Consider the following 21,128-nt stretch of genomic DNA (forward strand, 5'->3'; position numbering starts at 1 on the left):
GGTTCCTCAGCCTTCGGGGGTCGAGGCGACGGGGGGTGCGGTGACGGGTGGCGGGGGGACGGCGGCCAGGGCGTCGGCCAGGGTGGCGAAGTCGGGGAGCTGCAGGAGCAGGTCGGCGTCGACCTCGATGCCCAGGGCCTCCTCCAGCCGGACGGCGAGCTCGACCGCGGCGATCGAGTCGCCGCCCAGGGAGAAGAAGTCGTCGGTCGGTTCGGCCGGGCGGCCGAACACCTCGCTCGCCGCGGCCAGGACCGCGTCGATCGGTGCGGGGGGCATGACACCTCCAAGGGGTGGCTGAGGGGCGGTGTCCGGGACGGACCCGGTCGGGGGAGAGCGCGGGCTCAGCCGGCGGGTTCGGCCGCCTGCGCCGCGGCGGCCGCCAGGACGTCGTCGAGGACCGCCTGGGCCGTCGCCCCGCCCACCCGCAGCCCGTCGTACCGCAGGCCGATCAGCAGGCGGTCGCGGTACTCGGTGCACCGCAGGTGCAGCGCGTGCAGGTCCGTGACGGCGATCCGGCGCAGCTCGTAGGCGTCGGCGGTGATCCGCAGCTCCCCGGTGTCCCGGACGCTCGCGTGATCGCCCTCGAACCGGCGCAGGTTCACGTAGATGTCGCGGCCGACGGGGGCGCCGTGCTGCGCCTCGGCCTCCCGCGTCACCGCCGTGATCTCCGCCGCGGTCAGCCGCTGGTGCTTCAGCGCGTTCAGCAGCCCGGCCCTGACCCGGTCCCGCACCGCGTCCGGGTCGCCGGCCGGGTCGGCGACGACCAGCGGGCAGGAGGCGGCGAACATCCCGACCACGTCCCGGTCCCGGGGCGGCCGGGAGTCCATCGAGGTCCACAGGCCCACCTCGGTCCGGCCGGTGCGGGACGCCAGTGCGTGGACGAAGGAACCCACCGTCCACTGCAGCAGCCCGAGGCGGGCCCGCCCGCAGGCGGCGCGCAGTGCGGCGGTGGTCCGGGCGTCGAGCTCGGCCCGGAGCATGCCGCCCTCGGCGCCCGGCTCCTGGGCGCCCTCGCCGGCGGGCGTGCGGTCCTGCCCGGGCCACCGGGTGCGGGCCAGCCGGCCGAGCCGCTCGCGCCAGTCGGCCAGCGCCCGTTCGCGCTGCGCGGGGGTGGTGCCGGCCCGCTGGCGGGCGGCGGCCTCCGCGAAGGACGGAGCACGGTCGGGGACAGGGTCGCCGCGCCGGACGGCCTCGTAGTCGCGCCAGACCTCGTGGGCGAACAGGTGGTGCGCGCGCCCGTCGAAGACGAGGTTCTGGAAGGTCGCGATCAGGGCGTGCCGGCCCGCGTCGTACCTCAGCAGCCGGATGGCGAACGGCCGTTGCTCGCCGTACCGCCAGGGGGCGACACAGTCGCGGGAGAGGATCGCCGAGACGTAGCGGGTGAACTGTTCGGGGGAGGCGGCAGCGACCTTCTGGCACTCGACCACCTGTTCCGTCGCACCGATGGGCCGCAGCCGCTGTTCGGGGTGCGGGCCGGGGTCGGCGGGCAACCGCAGATGCAGGGCGTCGTGCCGGGTCACGAAGGCCCGGACCGCCGTCAGCAGGGCGTCGGTGTCGAGGTCGCCGAGGATCTCGAAGCCGAGCCGGACGTTCTTGTGGGCCCAGGAGTCGGTGCGGGTCTTGGTGTGGAACCAGTCCTGCTCGTAGGTGAAGGGGACCGGGGCCGCGGGCGCCGGCCGGTCCGGGGTCAGATCAGGCACAGGTACTCCTCCCCGGTCTCCTTGAGCGCGGCGGGCTCGCCCGCCTCGACGATCCGCCCGTCGCGCATCACGATCACCTGGTCGGCGTCGTCCAGGACGGTGAGGCGGTGGGCGATGACGACGACGGTGATCCCGGCCGCCAGCAGGTCACGCATGATGGCCTCCTCCAGCGCCGGGTCCAGGGCACTGGTCGCCTCGTCGAGGATGACGAGCCCGGGGCGCTTGGCCAGGGCCCGGGCGAGGACGATCCGCTGCCGCTGCCCGCCCGACATCCCGTGCCCGCCGGGGGCGACGAGCGTGTTGTAGCCCATCGGCATGGCCGTGATCTCCTGGTGGATGTGCGCCAGTTGCACGGCCTTCTTCAGCTCGTCCTCGCCGATGTCCTCGCTGCCGAGCAGGATGTTGTCCCGGATCGACCCGCCGAACAGGTGGGCGTTCTGGTTGACGTAGCCGATGCGGCGGCGGTAGGTCGGCCGGTCGAGCTCGGCGAGGGAGGTGCCGTCGACCGTGATCGTGCCGTCGGTGGGGACGTACAGTCCGGCCAGCAGCATGCCGAGGGTGGACTTTCCGGATCCCGAGCGGCCCACGACGGCCACGAACTGGCCCGGCCGGATGTCCAGTTCGATTCCGGTGAGGGTGGGCCTCGGGGCGCCGGGGTAGCGGAACGAGACCGCCCGGGCGGTGATCCGGCCTGGATCGGCGACGCCCGTCCCGACCAGGAGGCCGCGCGGCTCGGGCGCGGCGCGCAGGACGTCGTCGAGCCGGGCGAGGGTGGGCCGGATGGCGGCGAGCTGGGAGCCGGCGTCGAACATTCCCTGCATCGGGATGAACAGGGCGATGGTCAGGGTCATGAAGCCCATCGCCTCGCCGAGCGAGTCGTGGCCGGTCAGCACCTGCCGGATGCCGGCCAGCAGGACGGCCAGCGGGGCGGCGAACTGCACGGTCCGGCTGAGCGAGGAGAAGACGGCGAGGCTGCGGCGGGCGTTCAGGCGCTTGTTGACCTCGTGGACCAGGGTGTGCGACCAGCGCTCCGCGGCCGTGTCCGCCAGGCCGCTGGACTTCAGCGAGGAGATGCTCTCCAGCATCTCCACCAGCTCCTCCTGCGCCTTGGTCTGGCGTTCGAGGACCTCCTGGCTCAGCTCCGTCTGCCGCCGCCAGGTCAGGGCGAGCAGCCCGGTCTGGACGGCGACCAGGGCGGCGACGAGCGCGGCCATCGCCGGGTTTGCCACGGTGATCGCGACCAGGTAGGCGAGGACCAGCACGCTGTCGAGCGCGGCCGAGACCGCGGTCACGCTGAGCACCTGGATGAGGACGCTGCTGGCGCGGGCCCGCATGGCGAGGTCACCGGGGTTGCGCACGGTGAAGAAGTCGTAGGGCAGGTCGGCCAGGTGGCCGACGATGCCCAGGGTGAGCCGCTTCTCGATCACGGCCTGGCGCTTGGCCACCAGGACCGACCTGGTCACCTGGAGGACGAGGAACAGGACCGCGAGCCCGGCGAGCAGCGCTCCGGCGCCTGCCAGGGTGCTGCCGGCGCCGTCCGGCACCACCCGCTCGACCAGGATCCCCGCGGTGAGCGGCAGGGCGAGCTCGAAGGCCATCAGTGCGACCGAGGCCGCCAGCAACAGGCCCAACTCGCGGTGGTTCGGCAGGAACTGGCGCAGCCGGCGCCACGGGCTGCCGGTCCCGGTGCCGCGGACGGCCGGGCCACCGCGCTCCAGTGGCGGTTCGAACTCCAGCGCCACGCCGGTGAAGGACTCCGCGACCGCCGCCATGCTCAGCCGGCGGCGCCCGTACGCGGGGTCGACGACGTCCACGTACTCCTTGCCGGCGCCCTCCAGCACGACGAAGTGGCTGAAGTTCCAGAACAGGATCGCGCCGGGCCGCAGCCGCCGCAGGGCGTCCAGGTCGGCGCGCACGCCGCGGCCCTTGACGCCGTGCTCGCGGGCGATCTCCAGCAGGGTGCGGGCGGAGGCGCCGTTGCGGCCGGAGTCGGCGCGGGCGCGGACCTCGTCGAGGGACACATCGACGCCGTGGTACCGGAGCACGGTCACCAGGGCGGCCGGGCCGCAGTCGCTGACCTGCGTCTGGAAGCAGACGGTCGGCCGAGCGGCGGCCGACCGGCCGGGGAACGGGATCCGCTCGCGGACGGCGGTCAGCCGTTCGGCGAACCCGCGGGGCGGGACGGGCATGTGGCCGAGCACCGGCCCCAGGCCGTCGCGCCTGCGGTGGTGGTCGAGCGCCTCGGGCCGGAAGCGCGATTCACCGGTCATCGATCCCGATCCCTTTCTCGTGCATCACCGGCGTGTGCCGGGAAGAATTCCCGACACACGCCGGTCACTGAGGTGTCCCGCCGACCGGGACATCGGGGCGGTGGGCTCGGGCCCACCGCCGCCGCAGCTGGCCGGGCGGCAGGACCGCCCGGCCGGGTGGCACCAGCGTCAGATGGCGCAGTGCGCGGCGATCGCGAACTGACCGCCGACGATGTCGTCCAGCTCCTCGTCGGAGAGCTCGGTGATGTCGATGTCGTTGAAGTTGGTCATGACGTTTCCTTTCCGAAGGAGCTTTCTCGCGCCGCGGACCCGGTTCCGCCGCGACCGCGGCGATTTCCTCGAATTCTGCGGAGAGCCGGCCCGGAAGGGCGGCACCCGGCCGAAGGCCGAGGAGGACCGCGCAGGCCGCGACAGCACCACGTCGTACGGTGCGGGAAAGCTGGTGTTTCTTGCATTTCCGGTCGGGCTGACCGGATGTCAAAACCATAGAACCGTCCGGGCCTTGCTGGCAAGCCTCGGGGTGTCGAATTATCGGAATTCCGATAACCCCGGTAAATGGGCATGCTGAAGCGGCCGGAAACGGTGGTCGGGAATTCTGGAATTCCCGGCCACCGGCGCCGGCCACACAGGGCCCATCGCGTGCGGAGACCTCCGCGGTGGAGTTGCTCGAATAATTCGAAGGGGTGGGGAGGGGCTCAGAACAGGAACGGGACGGCCGCGAACGCCGTGGAGCCGAAGCTCGGCAGCCGCTCGCCCGGCCCGTCGGGCCGGGGCGGCACCGGGCGGTCCAGCAGGGCACGTACGGTCGCCTCGATCTGGACCACGGCGGCCGAGCGGCCGAGGCAGTGGTGGATCCCGCGGCTGAAGGTCAACGCGGCCCCCGCCCCTTCGGGCCGGCGGGGATCGAACCGCTCGCCGTCGGGGAAGACGGCCTCGTCCCGGTTGGCGGAGGCGATCACGAGCTTCACCGGGGCGCCGGCCGCGATCCGCCGGCCGTCGACCACGAGCTCGTCGACGGCGATCCGGGAGGCGAAGTGGAAGGACGCGTCGTGGCGCAGGGCCTCCGCGACCACCGCCTCCGGCCGCACCCCACCGGACCGGACGGCGTCCACCAGCAGCGGATCGGCGAACAGTCCGAGTGCGGCGACCGCGATGGCGGTGCTCACCGGTTCGACCCCGCCGGTCAGCAGCTGCGCGAACAGTGCCGTCACCTGGTCGAGCGACAACTCCCCGGTGCGCCACAGGTCGTGCATGATGCCCGCGACCTGGCTGCCGCGCCGCGGCATGAGTACGTCGGTCAGGTAGGCCCGGAGCGGACCCAGCGCCGCCGTGACGCCCTCGGCCGCGGAGACCTGGAAGCCCGGGCTGGTCAGGTAGCCCATCACGGCCGCCGACCACGCCAGGACCTGGGACTCCTCGGCCGACTCGACGCCCAGCATCGAACAGGTCGCGCGGACCGCGAAGGGCACCGCGAAGTCGGCGAGCAGGTCGTGCCGCCCCGGCCCCAGCCCCGCGGCGAGCGTCCGGGCGAGCCGGTCCAGGCCGGCGGCGTCCGCCCGCGCGGCCGCGGGCGTGAACGCCTGCTTCAGCGGGGACTTGAGCAGGGTGTGCACCGGTGGGTCGCAGAACGCCATCCACAGGTTCAGCCAGGACTCCACGGGTTCGACCGCCGTGCGCAGGTCCGGCTCCATGGCCGCGACCTGGGCGGTCTTGTCCCGCGACCGCAGCCCGGGATCGGACAGCAGCCGCCGGACGTCCTCGTGCCTGGTCACCAGCCAGCAGTGCGCGCTGTCGCTCCAGTGGACCGGGGCGTGCCGGCGCAGCCGGGCGTACAGGGGGTAGGGGTCGGTGAAGTTCTCGGCGGCCATCACATCGCCGATGTCGCTGCTGAGGAGCATGCTCTCCGTCCTCGTCAGGGCGTCCTGGTCAGGGCGTCCGGGTCAGGTGTGCTGGGCCCGGGAGCGGTAGAAGGACGGTGCCTTCTCCCTGCGCAGCCGGACGACGTCCGCGGCCTCCGCCGGGGTCGACCAGCCGGTGGGCAGGTCAAGACCCAGCAGGTCACGGACGATCGGCGGGTTCCGGTCGAGGAACCCGGGGGTGAGCGCGGGGCCGTAGTGCTCCTGCGGACGCAGGTAGCTCCGGGCGAACAGGACGGACACGGTGAGCCGCAGGCCGTCGTTGGTGCGCGGGTGGGCGCCGTGCCAGGTGTTGCCGTGGAAGACGATCGCCGAGCCGGCCGGTGCCTCGACGGGCACCGCGGACTCCGCCGCCAGGTCGCCACGCGGACGGTGTCCGTAGCGGTGGCTCCCGGGGACGATCCGCAGGCAGCCGTCGGCCCGGGTGTAGTCGCTCAGGCAGTAGTTGACGTTGGCCAGCTGGGCGTAGGGAGCGACCGGGTCGGGGACGTACGCGGTGTCCGAGTGGATGCCCAGCCCGGTGCTCCCGGGCCCCTTCACGTAGCCCGTCATGCTGCTCAGGACCCGGTTGCGGCCGAGCAGGTAGGTGATCAGCTGCAGCGGCTCGGGCCGGACCAGCAGCTCCTCGTAGGCGCGGCCGCCGCGGGTCAGCAGCATGACGACCTCCTGCGTGCGGTCACGGTGGCCCGCACCGGAGCGCAGGTCCACGGGGGCCGCGCCGCCGCGGGCGGCGTCGTCCTCGGCCGCGGCGGACAGCAGTCCGCCGCGCAGGTCGGCGAGCGCCGATGGGGAGAGGGCGTTCTCGATGACGGTGTAGCCCAGGACGTCGAGGTCCACGACGTGGCGTTCCAGCGGGGCGAGGCGCGCCCGCAGTTCGCCCAGGCCGTCGGTGAGCGGTCGGTGGCCCTCGTCCCTGGTGGAGCGCAGGTGTTCCAGCACGTCGTCCTTGCCTCTCACTCGGCGCGGGTTCGGGTTGGGGGATGCGTGGCCATCGCGAGCTGGCGGGGCGCGGTGGCGCGTTGCGGCGTCCAGGAGCCGCTCGCGCAGGCCTCGGGGCGCGGGGTGAGCCGGGCGACGCCGCGCAGGATCCGGTCCTGCGCCCACATCAGGCGAGCGGTGCGGCAGCCGGCCGTGGACGCCGCGAAGTAGCGTGCGATGCAGGCCTCCAGCGCCCGGACCTTCGCTGGCTCGTGCTCCGCCAGGGCCGCCCAGCCGCGCCGGCTGCGCAACTTCTGGCGGCACCACTCGGGGTACGTCCGCGGGGCCGACACCTCCACCCTGGCGTTCGCCGCGTACGCGAACCGGGCGCCGGCGCGTTCGGCGGCGAGGCCGATCGAGGCGTCGTCCACCAGGGCGACGTCGAGGCTCTCCGGCAGGAGTTCGCTGCGCAGCGCGTAGAGCGCGCCGGGGAGCGCCCAGCGGTGTTCCGGCCGCTCGGAGCGCAGCAGGTTCCAGGCGTCCGCCGACATGGCGGCCCAGTGGGTCAGCAGCCGGGCGACCGGCGGGCCGGCGGCGGCGCCGAAGGTGATCCGGCCGGCCGCGACATCGGCCGTGCCGCCGCGGATCGTCCGCGTCAGTTCGGTGAACGCCGCCGGCCCGGGCCGCACGTCCGCGTCGACCAGGACCAGGACGTCGCCGCCCGCGTGGGCCGCGCCGACGCGCAGCGCCTGGAACTTGCCCGGGCGCTCGGTGGCCAGCCAGCGGATCCTGCGGTCCCGGATCGGCGGGCGGTGCAGCATCGGCGACGTGGTCGGGGTGACGACGAGCAGCTCGAACGGTTCGTCGAGCCGCTCGGCGGCCCGGAGGATGCCGGGCAGCGTCGACGGCAGGGTGAGTTCCTCGTTCCGCGCCGGAATGAGGATGCTGACAGTCGTGCCGGTCATGGTCATCCCCCTTCTCGGCCTGCGGCCTGACACTCGTTCATGCGGTGCACAAGGAACGTATGACAGAACATGACTGCCAGTCAATATGACTTGTCACAATCAGTCTCCGGCGGGCAGTCGGCCGGCGCCGGCCGCTCAGCCCGACATGCGGGGCTGCACCGACTCCAGAAAGGCGTGCGGCCAACCGGGCTGCACGGCCGAGGCGCGCTCCAACCGGTCGAGGACCGGTCCGGGCAACCGCAACCGCGCTCCCTGCAGGCTCTCGGCCAGGTGGGCGGCGCTGGAGGCGCCCAAGACCGGGATCAGTCCCTTGGCCCGGACGAACGCGACCGCCACGGCGGCCGGCGGGACCCCGAGCTCCACCGCGGCCTCGGCGGTCAGCCGGGCCCGGCTCCCCGGCTCCCCGTCCGCCCCCGCGGGGCGCAGCAGCCGGCCGCGGCCCAACGGTGACCAGGCGAACACCGGCAGGCCGAGGTCCCGGGCCATCGGGAGCAGCTCCCGGTCGCTGTCGCGCTGCGCGAGCGAGTACTCCACCTGCATGGCGGTGAACGGCGCGCGGTCCCTGAGCTGCGCCGCGGTCTGGTAGCGGCTCACCACCCAGGCCGGGGTGTTGCACACGCCCACGTACAGCACCCGGCCCGCCCGGACCTGGTCGTCGAGGGCGGGCAGCAACTCCTCGACCCGGGCGCCGTGCTGCCAGGCGTGCACCCAGAGGATGTCCACCCGGTCCGTCCGCAGCCGCCGCAGGCTCCCCTCGAGCGACTCGACCAGGCTGCGCCGGGACAGGCCGCCGGTGAACGGTGCTCCGGGGCCGCGCAGCCCGAACTTGGTGCCGAGCAGGAACTGGTCGCGGCAGCCTCGCAGCAGCCGGCCGAGCATCAGCTCCGACGCCCCGTCCGCGTAGGTCGGGGCGGTGTCCAGCACGCTGCCGCCGGCCTCCCGGTACGCGCCGAGGATCCGCCCGCAACAGGCGTCCGCGGCGGACGGTCGCCCGGGCAGGCCGAAGTTCAGCGTGCCGAGCGCCACTTCGGACACCCGCACACCGGTGGCCCCGAGGGGCACCGGTGCGAGGGGCGGTACGGCGGCGGACGTCACCGGGTGATGACCTCCAGCCCGTTCAGGTACGGCCGCAGCACCTCGGGCACGGTCACCGAGCCGTCGGCGTTCTGGTAGTTCTCGACGATGGCCACCAGGATCCGCGGCGAGGCGACCGCGGTGTTGTTCAGGGTGAACGCGAACTCGTTGCGCCCACCCGCCCGGTAGCGGATCCGCGAGCGCCGGGCCTGGAAGTCCAGGAGCGTCGAGCACGAGTGCGTCTCGGAGTAGCTGTCCCGGCCGGGCATCCAGGTCTCGACCTCGTGCTTGCGGTACTGCCCGAGACCGGTCTCGCCGGAGCACGCCAGCGCGACCCGGTACGGCAGCCCCAGACTCTGGAGGATCGTCTCGGAGTTGTCGAGCAGACCGTAGTGCTCGCGCTCCGAGACGGCCGGGTCCGCGTGGCAGATGACCACCTGCTCGACCTTGGTGAACTGGTGGACCCGGTACAGGCCCCGGCTGTCCCGGCCCGCCGCGCCGGCCTCGCGCCGGAAGCAGGTGCTCCAGCCGGCGTACCGCAGCGGCAACTGCTCCTCGGCGAGGATCGAGTCGCTGTGCATGGCCACCAGGCCGACCTCGCTGGTGCCCACCAGGTACAGGTCGTCGGCCGGGAGCTGGTAGGTCTCCTCACGGCTGCCGGGGAAGAAGCCGGTGCCGAAGAGCGCCTGTTCCCGCACGATGACCGGCGGGATGACCGGCGTGAAGCCCCGGCCGACCACGGTGTCCAGGGCGTAGCGCAGCACCGCGAGTTCCAGCAGCGCGCCCGGTCCGGTGAGCGCGTACGACCGGCCGCCGGCGAACTTCCGGGGCCCGTCCAGGTTGACCATGCCCAGGCCGAGCATCAGCTCCAGGTGGTCGCGGACCGGGAAGTCGAAGGTCCGCGGCGTGCTCCAGGTCCGCACCTCCAGGTTGTCGCGGTCGTCGTCGCCCTCGGGCACCTCGGGCGCCAGGATGTTGGGCACCCGCGCCAGCAGTGCGTCGAAGCGGGCCCGCAGCTCCCGGTTGGCCTGCTCGGCCGCACGGACCCGGTCGCCCAGCTCCTTCGCGACCTGCCGGCCCTCGCCGCCCGCGCCGACCTGCTTGGAGGCCTGCTTCAGGCCGTGCCGCAGGGTGTCGAGCTGCTCGGTCGACCGGCGGACCTCCCGGTCCAGCTCGACGAGGTGGTCGATGTCGATGTCCACCCGCTTGGCGTGTGCCGCCCGCTTGACCGCGTCGGGGTCGGTCCGGATGAGTTCGAGGTTGATCATGGCGGAGGAACTCCTTGTCCCTGGGCGTTACCGGCCGGCTCGGCGCCGGTCGACTGACTGGAGGAAGCCGGCCGCGACCGCTTCGAGCTGGTCGGCGGCCAGGACGAGGTGCCCGACCGGCACGTACTCGTCGGGGGCGTGCGCCTGGTCGAGGTGGCCGGGTCCGTGGACCACGGCGGGCGTGCCCGCCCGGGCGAAGAACCGGGCGTCGCTGCCGCCGGCGAACGAGCAGCGCTCGCCGGCCCGGTCGGCCGAGGCCCGGTCGAAGGCGCGGACCAGGGGGTGGTCGTCCGCCACCGCGTGCGACTCGCAGCCGCCGCCCTGGTACGGCCGGACGGTCAGCGCACTGCCGGGACAGGCGTCGGCGACGGCGGACGCGGCACGGGTGTAGACCTCCATCACGGAGTCGTGCCGCTGCCAGGGAAGGACCCGCACGTCGCACCGCAGCACGCAGCTGCTCGACAGCGTGCCCGGATGGCCGGGGGCCGCCAGGTGGCCCACGTTCAGCCGGGGGTGGTGGGGGAACGCGGGATCGGTCGGCATCCGCGTCAGCAGCGCGTCGACCTCCGCCATGAAACGGCGGGCGACCTCGACGGCGTCCTGGCCCCGCGACGGCGTGCCGGCGTGCGCCCCGGTGGTGGTGACGGTCACCTCGGCCCACGCGTTGCCGAGCTGCGCGGCCGACGGCAGGCAGCCGGTGGGCTCGCTGACGATGGCCGCGTCGGCGGTGAGCAGGCCCTCGGACAGCAGGAACGCGGCGCCCAGCCCGGAGCCGTCCTCCTCGTCCGCCACCCCCTGCACCTCCAGCCGGCCCGACCAGTCGTCCCGCCGGGCCAGCCGCTCGGCCGCGACCACCATGGCGGCGAGGCCGCCCTTGGTGTCGCAGGCGCCGAGCCCGTGGAGCAGCCCGTCCGCGATCCGGGCGACCAGTGGGTCGCTGCTCCAGCCCACCGGCTCCGCCCCGGGCGGCGCGGCGGGCTTGGTGTCGAGGTGCGCCTGGAGGATCAGGTGCGGGCCCTCGCCGCGCTCCAGGGTGGCGAGCACGTTGGGCCGGCCCGGGCGGGCGTAATGCCGCCGGACGGCGAAGCCGGCCCGCTCCAGGCGGTCCTGGACGACGGCGGCGACCGGCTCCTCGTCGCCTGGCGGGTTCGCGCTCGGGGCGGCGATGAGCTCGGCGCACAGCCGGACGACCGGATCGTCGGGCAGGGTGGGGACGGTGCCCGTCGGCGCTGGGCTCGGCGCCGGTACGGCGAGGTCAGTCATGGTGCAGTCCTTCCAGGTAGAAGCGCGCGGTCGAGTGCCGGGCCAGGCTCCGCGGATCCGCGGTGAGCAGGCCGCGCCCGTCCAGCCACCGCCCCTTGCCCTCCGCCTGGCGGCGCAGCGAGGCGACCGTGCGGGGGTGCTGGAGGTCCCGTCCCGCGAGGCCGGCGTACCGGCGCGGCAGGAGGGCGGGCCGCGGGTGGTCCTCGGGGAGGGTGTCGAGCAGGGGGGCGTACCAGTCGTCCTCGGGGACGGCGGTGTCGAGCAGTTCGGTGCCAGTGGCCGGCTCGAACCTCCACCGGCCGGGGTGACGCTGCGCCAGGTACCGGGGCAGCGGCAGGACCTCCACCCCCGCCGGCGCGAGGACGGCGGCGAGCCGGCTCGCCGCCGGGTCGAGCAGGACGACGGTCGACCCGCCGGGCGTGGCCCGGCGCAGTGCCTCGACGGCGCGGCGGTCGTCCGTCGGGCGCCCGTCGTCGGCGAGCAGCCCGCAGGCCGCGGCGGCCCACCGCTCCCACGCCTCGTGACCGTCGATCGGCCCGCCGCCACCGTCCAGCGCGGTCAGCAGCCGCCGGGCCCGCGCCGGGGCGTCCGGCCGCAGAGCGGTGAGGTAGGGGCTGAAGGCGATCAGGGGCGCCGCGCCCGCGGTCGCGCCGGTCGGTTCGGGTGGCTCCGGGTCGAGGCGGCGCAGGCGGGCCACCGCGTGCGCGCGGACGGTTTCGAGGCCGCGCTCGGCGGCGCTCGCGGGCGGCTGCGGCGGGCCCGGGTCCGCCGCCGGGCCCCCGCGGTTCAGCGCGGACCACAGGCTGTCCAGCTCGGCCGGCAGGTCGACCCCGGTCGGGCAGGGGGCGACGCACAGGCCGCAGCCGGTGCAGTCCCAGAAGGTCGGGTCCACGGTGGGGGGCGCGTCCCCGTCCCGCACCGCGGCGAGCAGGGTCCACACCCGTCCGCGCGGCCCATCGTGTTCCATCCGGGTCTCGAGGTAGGTCGGGCAGGAGGACAGGCAGAGGCCGCAGCGGGTGCAGCGGTCCAGGGTCGTGCCGGCGATCGTCACATCACACCTCGAAGGCGGCCGCGACCCTGGAGCCCAGGGAGGACGTGCCGCAGGACAGGGGGCGGTCGGGTCCTGCCACGACGCCCCGGGGGTACCACAGCGCGCCCGGGCCCACGGAGGCGAAGGCCGGCCCGCCCGTGTCGTGCAGCCGCCGCAGCACCTCCACCAACTGCCAGGGCTGACCGGCGCGGTGCTCCAGGTCGGACGCGCCGGCCAGGGCGGTGACCGCGGGGGAGTCCAGGGGGGACCAGCAGGCCCGCAGTTCGAAGCCGTGGTGGCGCAGCGCGGTCCGCAGGCGGGCGGCGGGCTCGTCCAACGTCCCGCCGCGCACCTCGAGGAGGCCGCTCACCAGGACCCGGGCCGACCGGTCCAGGAGGACGCCGAGCGCGGTGAACGGCAGCCCGAGGCGGTGCAGTTCGCGGCAGAGGAGGGCGGCCTGCCCGGGATCGGCCGCCTCGACCTCCAGCGAGCGGCGGTCGGTCGGGCTGGGCAGGAGCCGCAGCGAGACCGAGGTCAGCCGGCCGATCCGGCCCCTGCCACCGAAAGCGAGCCTGCGCAGCTCGTAGCCGGAGACGTCCTTGGTGCAGGACCCGCCGACGGTCAGGACCTCCTGCCGCCCGACCGCGAGGCCGGCCGACAGGACCAGGTCCCGGGCGCGGACCGCGAGGGTCTCCCGCAGCGCCGGGCGGCCGCGGTCGATCGCCGCGAGGACGGACGACTCCGGTCCGCCGCCCAGCGGTTCGTGGACCAGCTCCAGCCCGGTGTCGCGCAGGGCGTGCGCGACCGCCGCGAAGCTCACCTCGGGGGAGCCGATTTCCACGGCGCCGTCCCCGGTACGGACGCGCAGCGCGGGGGAGCCGCCGGGGCCCGCCCGGAGGGCGCCGCGTACGGGGCCTGCGCCATGGTCGGCCGGCTGCGGCGCAGGTGCCGGGTCGGGTTCCGGCAGGATCTTCCCCGGGTTGCACAGTCCGGCGGGGTCGAAGGCGTCCTTGACCCCCCGCATGACCAGGAGTTCGCGCGGGCTGTGGAACAGCGGCATGAACTCCGCCTTCTCCAGCCCGACACCGTGCTCCCCGGAGAGCGAGCCGTCCAGCGCGGCGCAGTCGGCCAGCACGTCGGCGAGGAACCCCCGCAGCTTCGTGCGGTAGTCGGGATCCGCCGGATCGTAGAACGGCGCCGGGTGGACGTTGCCGTCCGCCGCGTGGAACGTGTTGAGGATGGGCAGGTCGTGCTGGTCCGCCCGGCGCCGCAGGGCGGCCATCAGCGTGGTGAGCCGGCTGCGCGGCACCACCGCGTCGAACAGGTAGTAGCACGGCCGCCCGCTGGTGGTGACCATGCGGCGGACCTTCTCCTTGACCAGCCGGGCGCGGGTCGCCATGAAGGCCCGGCTGGACAGCAGCTCGCAACGTCCGCCGGCCTGCGCCGCCGCCTCGGTCAGGGCGGCGGCCTGGTGGCGGACCTCCCCGGCCGTCCCCTCCACCTCGATGAACAGCAGCGAGGGGTCCCCGTGCACCGGCGCCCCCGGCACGTACGCGCTGGTGATCATGTCGATGGCGCTCGGGAGCAGGCCGATGCCCAGGACCCGCTCCACGGTGGCGGCGGCCGCGTCCTGCTCGTCGAACCGCGCGACCAGGACCTGCGAGCACTCCGGTTCCGGTGCGACCCGCAGGGTGAGGCCGCGGACCGCGCCGAGGGTGCCCTCCGAACCGACCAGCAGGCCGCGCAGGTCCAGCCCGCCCCGCCAGACGTCCTCCTCGCCGAACTCGGCGGCGCTCCCGTCGGGCAGGACCACGTCGAGCGAGACCACGAAGTTGGAGGTCGGGCCGACCGCCAGGGCGTGCGGCCCGCCGGCGTTCTCGGCGACGTTCCCGCCCACGGTGCAGACCTGGTAGGACGAGGGGTCCGGCAGGTAGCGCAGCCCGTACGGCGCCAGCGCCTCCCGCAGTTCGGCCAGCACCACGCCGGGCTCGCAGCGGACCAGCCGCCGGTCGGGGTCGACGGCGAGGATGCGGTCCAGGTCCCGGGTCAGCAGCACCGCGCCGCCCGCGTCGGGCAGCGCCCCGCCGCTGTAGCCGGTGCCGGCCCCGCGCACCACCCACGGCACCGAGCCGCGCCCGGCGGCCAGCACCAGCTCGCGCAGATCGTCGCCGGAGCGCGGGACCACCACGGCGTCCGGCCGGCGGCTGTCCAGCGAGGCGTCGTAGGAGTGCAGGCCGAGGGTGGTCGGGTCGGTGAGCACGCGCTCGGCGCCGAGCAGCTCCCGGGCCTCGGCGGCGAAGGCCGCGAGCCCCGGAGCGGGCGGGGCCTGCCGCGCGGGTTCGCCCGCGGGCCGGCCGACCAGCCGCGGGCCGTGGCACAGTTCGAAGCCCGCGGCCGGGAGGCGCCCGTGCCCCGGCCCGCGGCTGGTCGGCGTCACAGGAACGCGTCCACCCGTGCGAGGTCCGCGGCGTCCGGGCAGATCTCGTCCGCCACGGGGACGAACCGCGCCCACGCCCAGGCCATCACCCGCTGGGCCGACCGCCAGGCCTGCACCGCCTCCTCGGGGGTCAGGTCGTCCGCCCGCTCGGCGCACCGCTTGAGCTCGGCCACCCGGTCGGCCGCCCGCAGACCCTCGGCGCCGAACCGCTCCGTGATGAACGGCCGGGCCGTGGCGGCCCAGTCGGAGAGGATGACGATGTGCTTCCCGGCGTGCAGCTCGTCTGCGGTCAGCGCCAGCGCGAGCGCGTCCTTGAGCGCCTCCTCGGCGTACCGGGCGGACTCCACCGCCAGGGGCGCCGGCGCGTGCTGCCAGTCGACGGCCCACGGCAGGTGGTCGAGGACGTTGCGGTAGTGGGACAGCGCACGGTGGACCGTACGGATCCACCCCGTGTCCCGCCGTGGGTGCTCCCGCAGGCAGTCGAGGTCCTCGGCCACGCCGGTGATCAGGCGGAAGTTGGCGGCCCAGCCCGGCCCGATGGTGGGGGGCAGCCGGTACCGGTTCGCCTGCTGCTCGCCCTCGAGGACCTTGCTGGTGACCGTGATCGTCCGTCCGGTGTGGTGGACCTCGGGCCGCATCGACAGCGTGAACGGGTGGCAGTCCACGTGCAGGGTGCGCCCGTGCGGTGCCAGGGCGGCGCGGACACCGGTCCACAGCCGGGCGGTCTCCAGGCGCAGGTCCGCCGCCCGGCCGGCCTCGGCGATGAAGTAGACGTTGAGGTTCGGCCCCCGGCGGTTCCAGTGCCCGCTCACGTAACTGCCGGTCAGGAAGGCCGTGCGGACCAGGCCCGCGCCCGCGCTGCGCCCGGCGAACTCCTCGATCGGCCGCACCACCAGGTCGGCCATCACCGCGTCCACCGGCAGCGGGCCGGTGCCGGGCCCGGCGGAAGCGCTCCTCGTCGTCAGCACGCCGCCACCTCGACCGTCGTGTTGCTCTCGATGCTGCGCCGCGCGGCGGCCGTCACCTCGGCCACGCGGACGGCGTCCCGCAGCGGTACCCGGTCGCTCGGGAGGCCGGCCCGCGTGCAGTCGGCGAAGTGCTGCAGCTCCTCGCGCAGCGCGCCCTGGCGCGCGCCCGAGTGGTACGGCCAGAAGAAGAGGTCCGGCACCCGGACGCCCTGCTCGTCCCAGACGTGCAGGTCAGGCTCGTTGCGCGCGGTGAAGGTGGCGCCCTCGCTCTGGATCGTGCACTCGAAGGTGAAGCCGTACGGGCAACTCGCGGCCAGGTGCCACGAGTTGCCGATGACGGCGCGCAGGCCGCCGTCCCAGTGCAGGACAAGGTCGACGACGTCCGGGTACGCACGGTCGTGCCAGGAGCTCGCGAAGGCGGTGACCCGGTCGGGGCGGGAGCCGGCGTACCAGATCGCGAGGTCGATGTCGTGGATCATCGCGGTGTCCAGCGGGTGGACGCGGCCGTACACCTCCAGGGCCGAGGGCTGGAACAGCCGGCGCAGCGTCATGTGGCGCAGCTCCCGCCCTTCCAACTGCCCTCGGAGCAGGGCCTGCCGGGGATCGAACCGCAGGATGTGGCCGACGTAGAGGTTGCGGCCGCGCTCGGCCGCCAAGTCGACCAGCTCGCGGGCCTCCCGCGGGTCGAGGGCGAGCGGCTTCTCGACGATGACGTCGACGCCCGCTTCCAGGCCGCGTCGGACGCACTCGGCGTGACTCCCCTCCGGGACGACCACGTCGAGCACGTCGATCCCGGAGGCGAGCAGCTCGTCCAGGGAGGAGAAGACCCTCGTGCCGGGGTCCAGCACCGGTTCGGGCTCGGTGCCCGTGTGGACGTGGAAGCCGTCCTGCGCGCTCGGGGCACCCAGGCCCGCGGCGCGGGCGGGGTCCGCGTCGTACACGCCGGTGACCACGGCGTTCGGGATCCCGGACCACGTCTGCAGGTGCAGACCGCCGAACCAGCCCAGACCGACCAGTCCTATGCGGAGGTCGTCGCCCATCGAACCACCCTTCGTGAAGATTGAGATTCCGCTCTTCAGGCCTGACCCGAAGACCCTGGACCTTCGAATAATGACCATCCTCAGTCATCAGAGTCAATATTGAGAGTCATAGTCTCCGTTTTGTCCCGTTCTATCCCCTCATTCGGCCAGCCGGTCCGGTCTGCGGGCCGGTTGATCCCCGCCGATAGCCGAGCATTTCGGGCAAATTGCTCGATGACTGGGGATCTTGACAGGTCTGGTCCAGCCTGTCACTATCAGTTCATCAAATTCGGTCCCGGCTGGTTCCGATAAAAGATACGACCGGGGAGAATTTATGTCTCGAAAGTCTTTCGCCGCCGCCGTCCTGCTGGCCCTCGTGGCCCTCGTGGCTTTCCTGGCGCCCGCGCCGGCTGCTTTCGCGGCGTCGGCGTCGGCGTCGGCGTCGACGGTCCAGGGCGTCCCGCCGACCGGTGACATCCCGCTCTGTTGCTGAGCGGCAGCGCCGCGTCGGCGCACACGAAGAGGCGGGGCCGTCTGCTGGCAGACGGCCCCGCCTCTTCGTGGTGCCGAGGATTCGGCCGGGATCACTCGCCGTGCGGCACGCTCACTTTGGGGAGGATCCGGCTCTGCTGCCCCATGCACCGCATGCCCTGCCGGTACGCCCAGATGGCGCGCTCCGGCTGGCCGGCGGCCTCCAGGATCTCCGCGAGCTCGGCCCAGGCGGAGGCTGCCTGGCGGCCGGCCTCCGAGGCCTCCAGCATCAGGGCGCTGCGCTCGTAGGCCTCCCTGGCCGCGGTGTGCTCGCCCTGGAAGATCCGCGCGGCGGCGAGGACCAGGAGGGTCCGCGCGCTCTGCAGCCGGTGCCCGGGCCCGAGCAGGCCCAGCGCCCGCTCGGCGTGCTCGACGCAGGCCTCGGGGTGCCGGCTGCGCAGGGCGACCCGGGCCAGGGCGGTCTCGCAGTAGGCGACGTCGATGTCGCTGCCGACGTCGGACAGCGCGCTCGCGCTCTGGGTGAGCAGCCGCTCGGCCAGAGCCACGTCGGGCTCCTCGAACTCCAGCAGCACCGCGGCGTAGGCGTTCCGCAGCCGGGCCAGCGCCCGGGCGTCGTCCCCCTCGGCGTAGATCGCCAGCGCCTGCTCGATGAGGCCGATGGCATCCGCCGTCCGGCCGCTGCGGTGCATGGTGACACTGGCGTTCCACAGCGCGGCGCCGAGCGCCTTGCGGTCGGACACGCGGCCGGCCTGCTCGATCGCCTTCGCGGCGAGGTAGCCCGCCCGGTGCAGGTCGCCGCGCTCGCAGTGGATCCCGACGAGGGTCGACAGCAGCTCCACGCCGAGCCGGGTGGGGGCCAGGTCGAGCCGGTCCAGCTCCTCCACCGCCTCCTCGGCGACGGCGATCGCGTGCGAGAGGTCGCCGAGCTCCCGGTAGCAGCGGCACAGCGCCACCACGACCGGAAGCCCCGCGACGAAGTCCGGGGAGCGTGCCGCGGCGGTGCGCAGCCCCTCGAAGCGGGCAACCGCCTCCTCGAGCCGGCCGAGGCGCTCCAGGGTGTGGGCGATTCCACTCTCGGCGGCGAGCCACAGGGCGGGCCGTTCCTCCCGGTCGACGGTACCCTGGACCTGCTCGTAGGCCGCCAACGCGGCTTCCGGCTCACCGTTCAGCGCCGTCATCTCGGCGTACCTGAGCTCGAGTTCGAGGTCCTCGGTACCGGCCTCGGGCTCCGTCCCGAGCAGCTCCGCCGGCTCACACCCCAGCCGGGCGGCGAGGTAGTGGACGACATCGAGGGACGGCGTCCGCTTTCCCGCCTCGAGCAACGAGATGTAACTCGGCGAAAGCTTGGTGCCCGCGAGCTCGGCCTGTGACAGGCCGGCGGCCCGTCGCAGCTGGGCGGCCCGGATGCCCAAGGCCTTGTCTGACATGCCTGCTCCTCAATCTCGACGAGTAATGACACCAGTGAGTCAATAAAGGTGTCAAGCTGTTTGGCGGTCCTGCCCGGATTCCATTGGCCCGAAACGTTGAGATTATGTGCGGGAAGTGACGGAAGTGACTCCTGTCCGCACGAATCCGGCGGAGTCGCGAAATTCATATTAATTCGCCGATGTCCCGGGGCGGGGCGGCGATCCCTTGGCGCGCCGACACCTTGACGGACCGTCATGCCCGTCCGGGGCTCCCTGCCGCGCCGCTCCGGACGCCGGGCGCCCGCGCCCGCCGTCGCCCGCCGTCGCCCCAAAATGGTGTGACGACCCCCGAGGTCCGTGGGACGGTGGTCGACATGTCTCACGATCCGATCGACCAGGCCCGGCGCCTCGTCCACGAGCGCTTTCCCGACGCCCTCGCCGCCATCCTGGCGGGGTCCACGGCGACCGGGCGGGCCACCGCCGGCAGCGACCTGGACATCGCCGTGCTGGTCGCCGACGGTGGCGAGACCTATCGGGAGACCCTCCGCTCCGAGGGCCGGGTGGTCGAGCTCTTCGTGCACACCCGGGCCGGCCTGCGCGACCTCTGCGCGGTGGACGTCGCCACCCGGCGCGCGGTGATGCCGAGCATGTACGCCACCGGTCTGGTCCTGGTCGACGTGGACGGCGAGGCAGCCCGGGCCCGGGCCCGGGCGGAGGAGGCCCTCCGCGGGGGCCCGGCCGGACTCGCTCCGGACACCGTGGAGACCAAGCGCTACGCGCTGACGGACGCTTTGGACGACCTGCGCGACACGACCGACGCGTTCGAGCGCCTGGCTGTCGCCGGGGTCGTCGTCAGCACCGCCGTCGATCTGCTCTGCGACCACCACCGGGCCTGGACGGGCAGCGGCAAGTGGCTGCCGCGCCGGCTGCTGGCGGCGGACCCGGAACGCGGCGCCGCGCTGCTCGACGCGCACGCCCGGCTGGGGGCGACGCAGGACCCGGCCGCGTTGATCGCGGCCGCCTCGGCGGTCCTCGAACTCGTCGGCGGCGCACTGCGCGAAGGCTACCGCCGTACCTGGCGGACCGTCGCCGAGCCGTTCGCCGCCGTTCGCTGAGCCCGCCGCCCCGCAGGTGCCGCCGTGCTTCTGGGCAGCCCCGGAAGCCGTGCGCACGACGCCGACCGGGGCGCCGGCTGCTTCCGGGGAGCCGGGCGGCGGTCCTCCGCGGTCCTGGGGCCGACCGCGGTGCAGGTCCGGTGGGGTGGCGGCGGCGGCCGTCGTAGAGTGGCCCGCGCAGCTGGTTCGCCCCGTCCGCCAGGCGGGGTGTCGCAAGAGGGAACCCGGTGGGAGTCCGGGACTGCCCCGCAGCGGTGAGTGGGAACGACCGCCGTCATACGCGCCCCGGGCCGCCGCGGCCACTTCACCGTTCTGCTCGCCGGCCACGACCGGGCCGTGGGGCGCGTCACGCTCGATCCAGATCACCGGGTACCGGACCGGGCCGAAGTGTCGTACGAGTTCCTCCCGGCCCACGGCGGCCGCGGACTCGCCCTGGAGGCCATCGGCGCCGTGCTGGGCTGGGCTGCCCTGGTGGTCCCTGGGCAACTCCTCGTCGCAGTGACCCAGGCGGCCAACACGCGCTCCCGCCGGCTGCTCGAGAACCTGGGCCTCGCCGTCACCGACCGCTTCGTCGAGTACGGCCAGGAGCAGCTGCTGTACACCCGAGCACGCGCTGAGCTGACCTGACCACGCCCGCAAGCGACGCCCACGAAGCGGGTGTCGCGCTACCGGTCGCCCGGGGCCAGCGGAACGATGATGGGCGCAGCCCGTGGGCGGCGCCCATCATGGCAGCGAAGGAGACGACGAGCGACAGGCCGAGGACGGCGGTCCGCGCGGTTCCGGACAGGAACGTGTCCGCGACCGCCATCAGCCCGAAGAGCAGGGCGACGCCGCCCACGAGCATGATGGCCAGCCGAGCGCCGACGGGGAACCAGGCCGGGCCCGGCACATGCAGGGCCTGCCGGACGTGGGCGTGGTGTCCGGCGGCGTCGCCGGTGACCACCCCGCACTCGCAGACCATCTGCGTGTGCGCCTGTCCGGCGATCACCGAAGCGCCGAAGTCGATCTCGTGCCGGATGCCGTGGCGGCCGTCGTCCATCCTGCGCCGGTCCACTATGGCCCCCTTCGGTCTCATCCTGCGCTGCCGCGCCAACTGCAACTGGCACGCCGAGCCCGTCGCCCTGCTACCCATGGTGTGGTCAACAGCGACAGGAAGGGGGCGTCGTTCATGGCGCGGCAGGTCCGCTCGGTACGGCCCCAGGGCGAAGACGCCACTCAGAGGTTCGACTGCCGGTGGTGCGGCGCGGCCTGGAACCAGCCGAAGCGCCCCGGGCGGCCTCCCCAGTT

18 protein-coding genes and 1 riboswitch are annotated in these 21,128 nt (G+C 74.0%); of the genes, 3 read left to right on the forward strand and 15 right to left on the reverse strand.

Annotation, left to right across the window (positions count from 1 at the left end; translation table 11 throughout):
* Window positions 1–6 precede the first annotated feature (6 nt).
* The 3 genes from AB0K43_RS16935 to AB0K43_RS16945 form a co-directional block, all read right to left on the reverse strand.
* On the reverse strand, window positions 7–276 hold the full coding sequence (locus AB0K43_RS16935; protein ID WP_363640345.1) for an acyl carrier protein: 270 nt from the start codon (window positions 274–276) through the stop codon (window positions 7–9).
* 65 nt (window positions 277–341) lie between these two features.
* Entirely contained in the window at window positions 342–1,700 is a 1,359-nt protein-coding gene (locus tag AB0K43_RS16940; RefSeq protein ID WP_363640347.1) for a condensation domain-containing protein, read from the reverse strand.
* Window positions 1,688–3,970 carry a peptidase domain-containing ABC transporter gene (locus AB0K43_RS16945; RefSeq protein WP_363640349.1) on the reverse strand — a complete coding sequence of 761 codons (2,283 nt, stop codon included), beginning with the start codon at window positions 3,968–3,970 and terminating at the stop codon, window positions 1,688–1,690. Before AB0K43_RS16945 ends, AB0K43_RS16940 begins: the two co-directional genes overlap by 13 nt.
* A 268-nt stretch (window positions 3,971–4,238) precedes the next feature.
* On the opposite strand from AB0K43_RS16945, the gene AB0K43_RS16950 reads away from it, so the two are divergent.
* The gene (locus tag AB0K43_RS16950) at window positions 4,239–4,538 is read left to right on the forward strand and encodes a hypothetical protein (RefSeq protein WP_363640351.1); all 300 of its coding nucleotides are present in this window, start codon (window positions 4,239–4,241) and stop codon (window positions 4,536–4,538) included.
* A 127-nt stretch (window positions 4,539–4,665) separates the two neighbouring features.
* Here the strand turns inward: AB0K43_RS16950 and AB0K43_RS16955 are convergent, their stop codons facing one another.
* The 11 genes from AB0K43_RS16955 to AB0K43_RS17005 form a co-directional block, all read right to left on the reverse strand.
* The gene (locus AB0K43_RS16955) at window positions 4,666–5,868 is read right to left on the reverse strand and encodes a cytochrome P450 (RefSeq protein WP_363640353.1); all 1,203 of its coding nucleotides are present in this window, start codon (window positions 5,866–5,868) and stop codon (window positions 4,666–4,668) included.
* Window positions 5,869–5,910: 42 nt separating this feature from the next.
* Window positions 5,911–6,843 (reverse strand): phytanoyl-CoA dioxygenase family protein, encoded by a 933-nt coding sequence (locus tag AB0K43_RS16960; RefSeq protein ID WP_363640355.1) that lies wholly within the window; start codon window positions 6,841–6,843, stop codon window positions 5,911–5,913.
* A complete protein-coding gene (locus AB0K43_RS16965; RefSeq protein WP_363640357.1) occupies window positions 6,840–7,769 on the reverse strand; it encodes a glycosyltransferase family 2 protein in 930 nt (309 codons plus the stop codon). The genes AB0K43_RS16960 and AB0K43_RS16965 overlap by 4 nt, the downstream gene beginning before the upstream one ends.
* A 135-nt stretch (window positions 7,770–7,904) precedes the next feature.
* The gene (locus AB0K43_RS16970) at window positions 7,905–8,804 is read right to left on the reverse strand and encodes an aldo/keto reductase (RefSeq protein WP_363640359.1); all 900 of its coding nucleotides are present in this window, start codon (window positions 8,802–8,804) and stop codon (window positions 7,905–7,907) included.
* A 56-nt stretch (window positions 8,805–8,860) separates the two neighbouring features.
* Entirely contained in the window at window positions 8,861–10,111 is a 1,251-nt protein-coding gene (gene serS, locus AB0K43_RS16975) for a serine--tRNA ligase (protein WP_363640361.1), read from the reverse strand.
* 27 nt (window positions 10,112–10,138) lie between these two features.
* On the reverse strand, window positions 10,139–11,374 hold the full coding sequence (locus tag AB0K43_RS16980; RefSeq protein ID WP_363640363.1) for a M20/M25/M40 family metallo-hydrolase: 1,236 nt from the start codon (window positions 11,372–11,374) through the stop codon (window positions 10,139–10,141).
* Window positions 11,367–12,425, reverse strand: a complete 1,059-nt coding sequence (locus AB0K43_RS16985; RefSeq protein WP_363640365.1) for a 4Fe-4S dicluster domain-containing protein — start codon at window positions 12,423–12,425, stop codon at window positions 11,367–11,369. Before AB0K43_RS16985 ends, AB0K43_RS16980 begins: the two co-directional genes overlap by 8 nt.
* 1 nt (window position 12,426) lies before the next feature.
* Entirely contained in the window at window positions 12,427–14,841 is a 2,415-nt protein-coding gene (locus AB0K43_RS16990) for an FAD-linked oxidase C-terminal domain-containing protein (RefSeq protein WP_363640367.1), read from the reverse strand.
* Complete coding sequence (locus AB0K43_RS16995; protein ID WP_363640369.1) at window positions 14,838–15,809, reverse strand: hypothetical protein; 972 nt, start codon at window positions 15,807–15,809, stop codon at window positions 14,838–14,840. The genes AB0K43_RS16990 and AB0K43_RS16995 overlap by 4 nt, the downstream gene beginning before the upstream one ends.
* A complete protein-coding gene (locus AB0K43_RS17000; protein ID WP_363640371.1) occupies window positions 15,803–16,849 on the reverse strand; it encodes a Gfo/Idh/MocA family oxidoreductase in 1,047 nt (348 codons plus the stop codon). Before AB0K43_RS17000 ends, AB0K43_RS16995 begins: the two co-directional genes overlap by 7 nt.
* Before the next feature lie 563 nt (window positions 16,850–17,412).
* Window positions 17,413–18,747 carry a helix-turn-helix transcriptional regulator gene (locus AB0K43_RS17005; RefSeq protein WP_363640373.1) on the reverse strand — a complete coding sequence of 445 codons (1,335 nt, stop codon included), beginning with the start codon at window positions 18,745–18,747 and terminating at the stop codon, window positions 17,413–17,415.
* A 353-nt stretch (window positions 18,748–19,100) separates the two neighbouring features.
* Here AB0K43_RS17005 and AB0K43_RS17010 point away from each other — a divergent pair, with 353 nt between their 5' ends.
* The gene (locus AB0K43_RS17010; protein ID WP_363640375.1) at window positions 19,101–19,841 is read left to right on the forward strand and encodes a nucleotidyltransferase domain-containing protein; all 741 of its coding nucleotides are present in this window, start codon (window positions 19,101–19,103) and stop codon (window positions 19,839–19,841) included.
* A 214-nt stretch (window positions 19,842–20,055) separates the two neighbouring features.
* Window positions 20,056–20,115: riboswitch (cobalamin riboswitch) on the forward strand.
* Window positions 20,100–20,468, forward strand: coding sequence for a GNAT family N-acetyltransferase (locus tag AB0K43_RS17015; RefSeq protein ID WP_363640377.1), 369 nt, complete (start codon window positions 20,100–20,102; stop codon window positions 20,466–20,468). It overlaps the preceding riboswitch by 16 nt.
* Here the strand turns inward: AB0K43_RS17015 and AB0K43_RS17020 are convergent.
* On the reverse strand, window positions 20,398–20,880 hold the full coding sequence (locus AB0K43_RS17020) for a hypothetical protein (RefSeq protein WP_363640379.1): 483 nt from the start codon (window positions 20,878–20,880) through the stop codon (window positions 20,398–20,400). The two genes, AB0K43_RS17015 and AB0K43_RS17020, sit on opposite strands and share 71 nt — an antisense overlap.
* Between the last annotated feature and the right edge of the window lie 248 nt (window positions 20,881–21,128).

Source organism: Kitasatospora sp. NPDC049258 (assembly GCF_040678895.1).
Taxonomy (GTDB): domain Bacteria; phylum Actinomycetota; class Actinomycetes; order Streptomycetales; family Streptomycetaceae; genus Kitasatospora.

Bases quoted from the DNA above. Each gene is read 5' to 3' on its own strand.
- AB0K43_RS16935 (WP_363640345.1), bottom strand. From the start codon at position 276: ATGCCCCCCGCACCGATCGACGCGGTCCTGGCCGCGGCGAGCGAGGTG.
- AB0K43_RS16945 (WP_363640349.1), bottom strand. From the start codon at position 3,970: ATGACCGGTGAATCGCGCTTCCGGCCCGAGGCGCTCGACCACCACCGC.
- AB0K43_RS16950 (WP_363640351.1), top strand. From the start codon at position 4,239: ATGACGTTTCCTTTCCGAAGGAGCTTTCTCGCGCCGCGGACCCGGTTC.
- AB0K43_RS16955 (WP_363640353.1), bottom strand. From the start codon at position 5,868: ATGCTCCTCAGCAGCGACATCGGCGATGTGATGGCCGCCGAGAACTTC.
- AB0K43_RS16965 (WP_363640357.1), bottom strand. From the start codon at position 7,769: ATGACCGGCACGACTGTCAGCATCCTCATTCCGGCGCGGAACGAGGAA.
- serS (WP_363640361.1), bottom strand. From the start codon at position 10,111: ATGATCAACCTCGAACTCATCCGGACCGACCCCGACGCGGTCAAGCGG.
- AB0K43_RS16980 (WP_363640363.1), bottom strand. From the start codon at position 11,374: ATGACTGACCTCGCCGTACCGGCGCCGAGCCCAGCGCCGACGGGCACC.
- AB0K43_RS17000 (WP_363640371.1), bottom strand. From the start codon at position 16,849: ATGGGCGACGACCTCCGCATAGGACTGGTCGGTCTGGGCTGGTTCGGC.
- AB0K43_RS17005 (WP_363640373.1), bottom strand. From the start codon at position 18,747: ATGTCAGACAAGGCCTTGGGCATCCGGGCCGCCCAGCTGCGACGGGCC.
- AB0K43_RS17010 (WP_363640375.1), top strand. From the start codon at position 19,101: ATGTCTCACGATCCGATCGACCAGGCCCGGCGCCTCGTCCACGAGCGC.
- AB0K43_RS17020 (WP_363640379.1), bottom strand. From the start codon at position 20,880: ATGGACGACGGCCGCCACGGCATCCGGCACGAGATCGACTTCGGCGCT.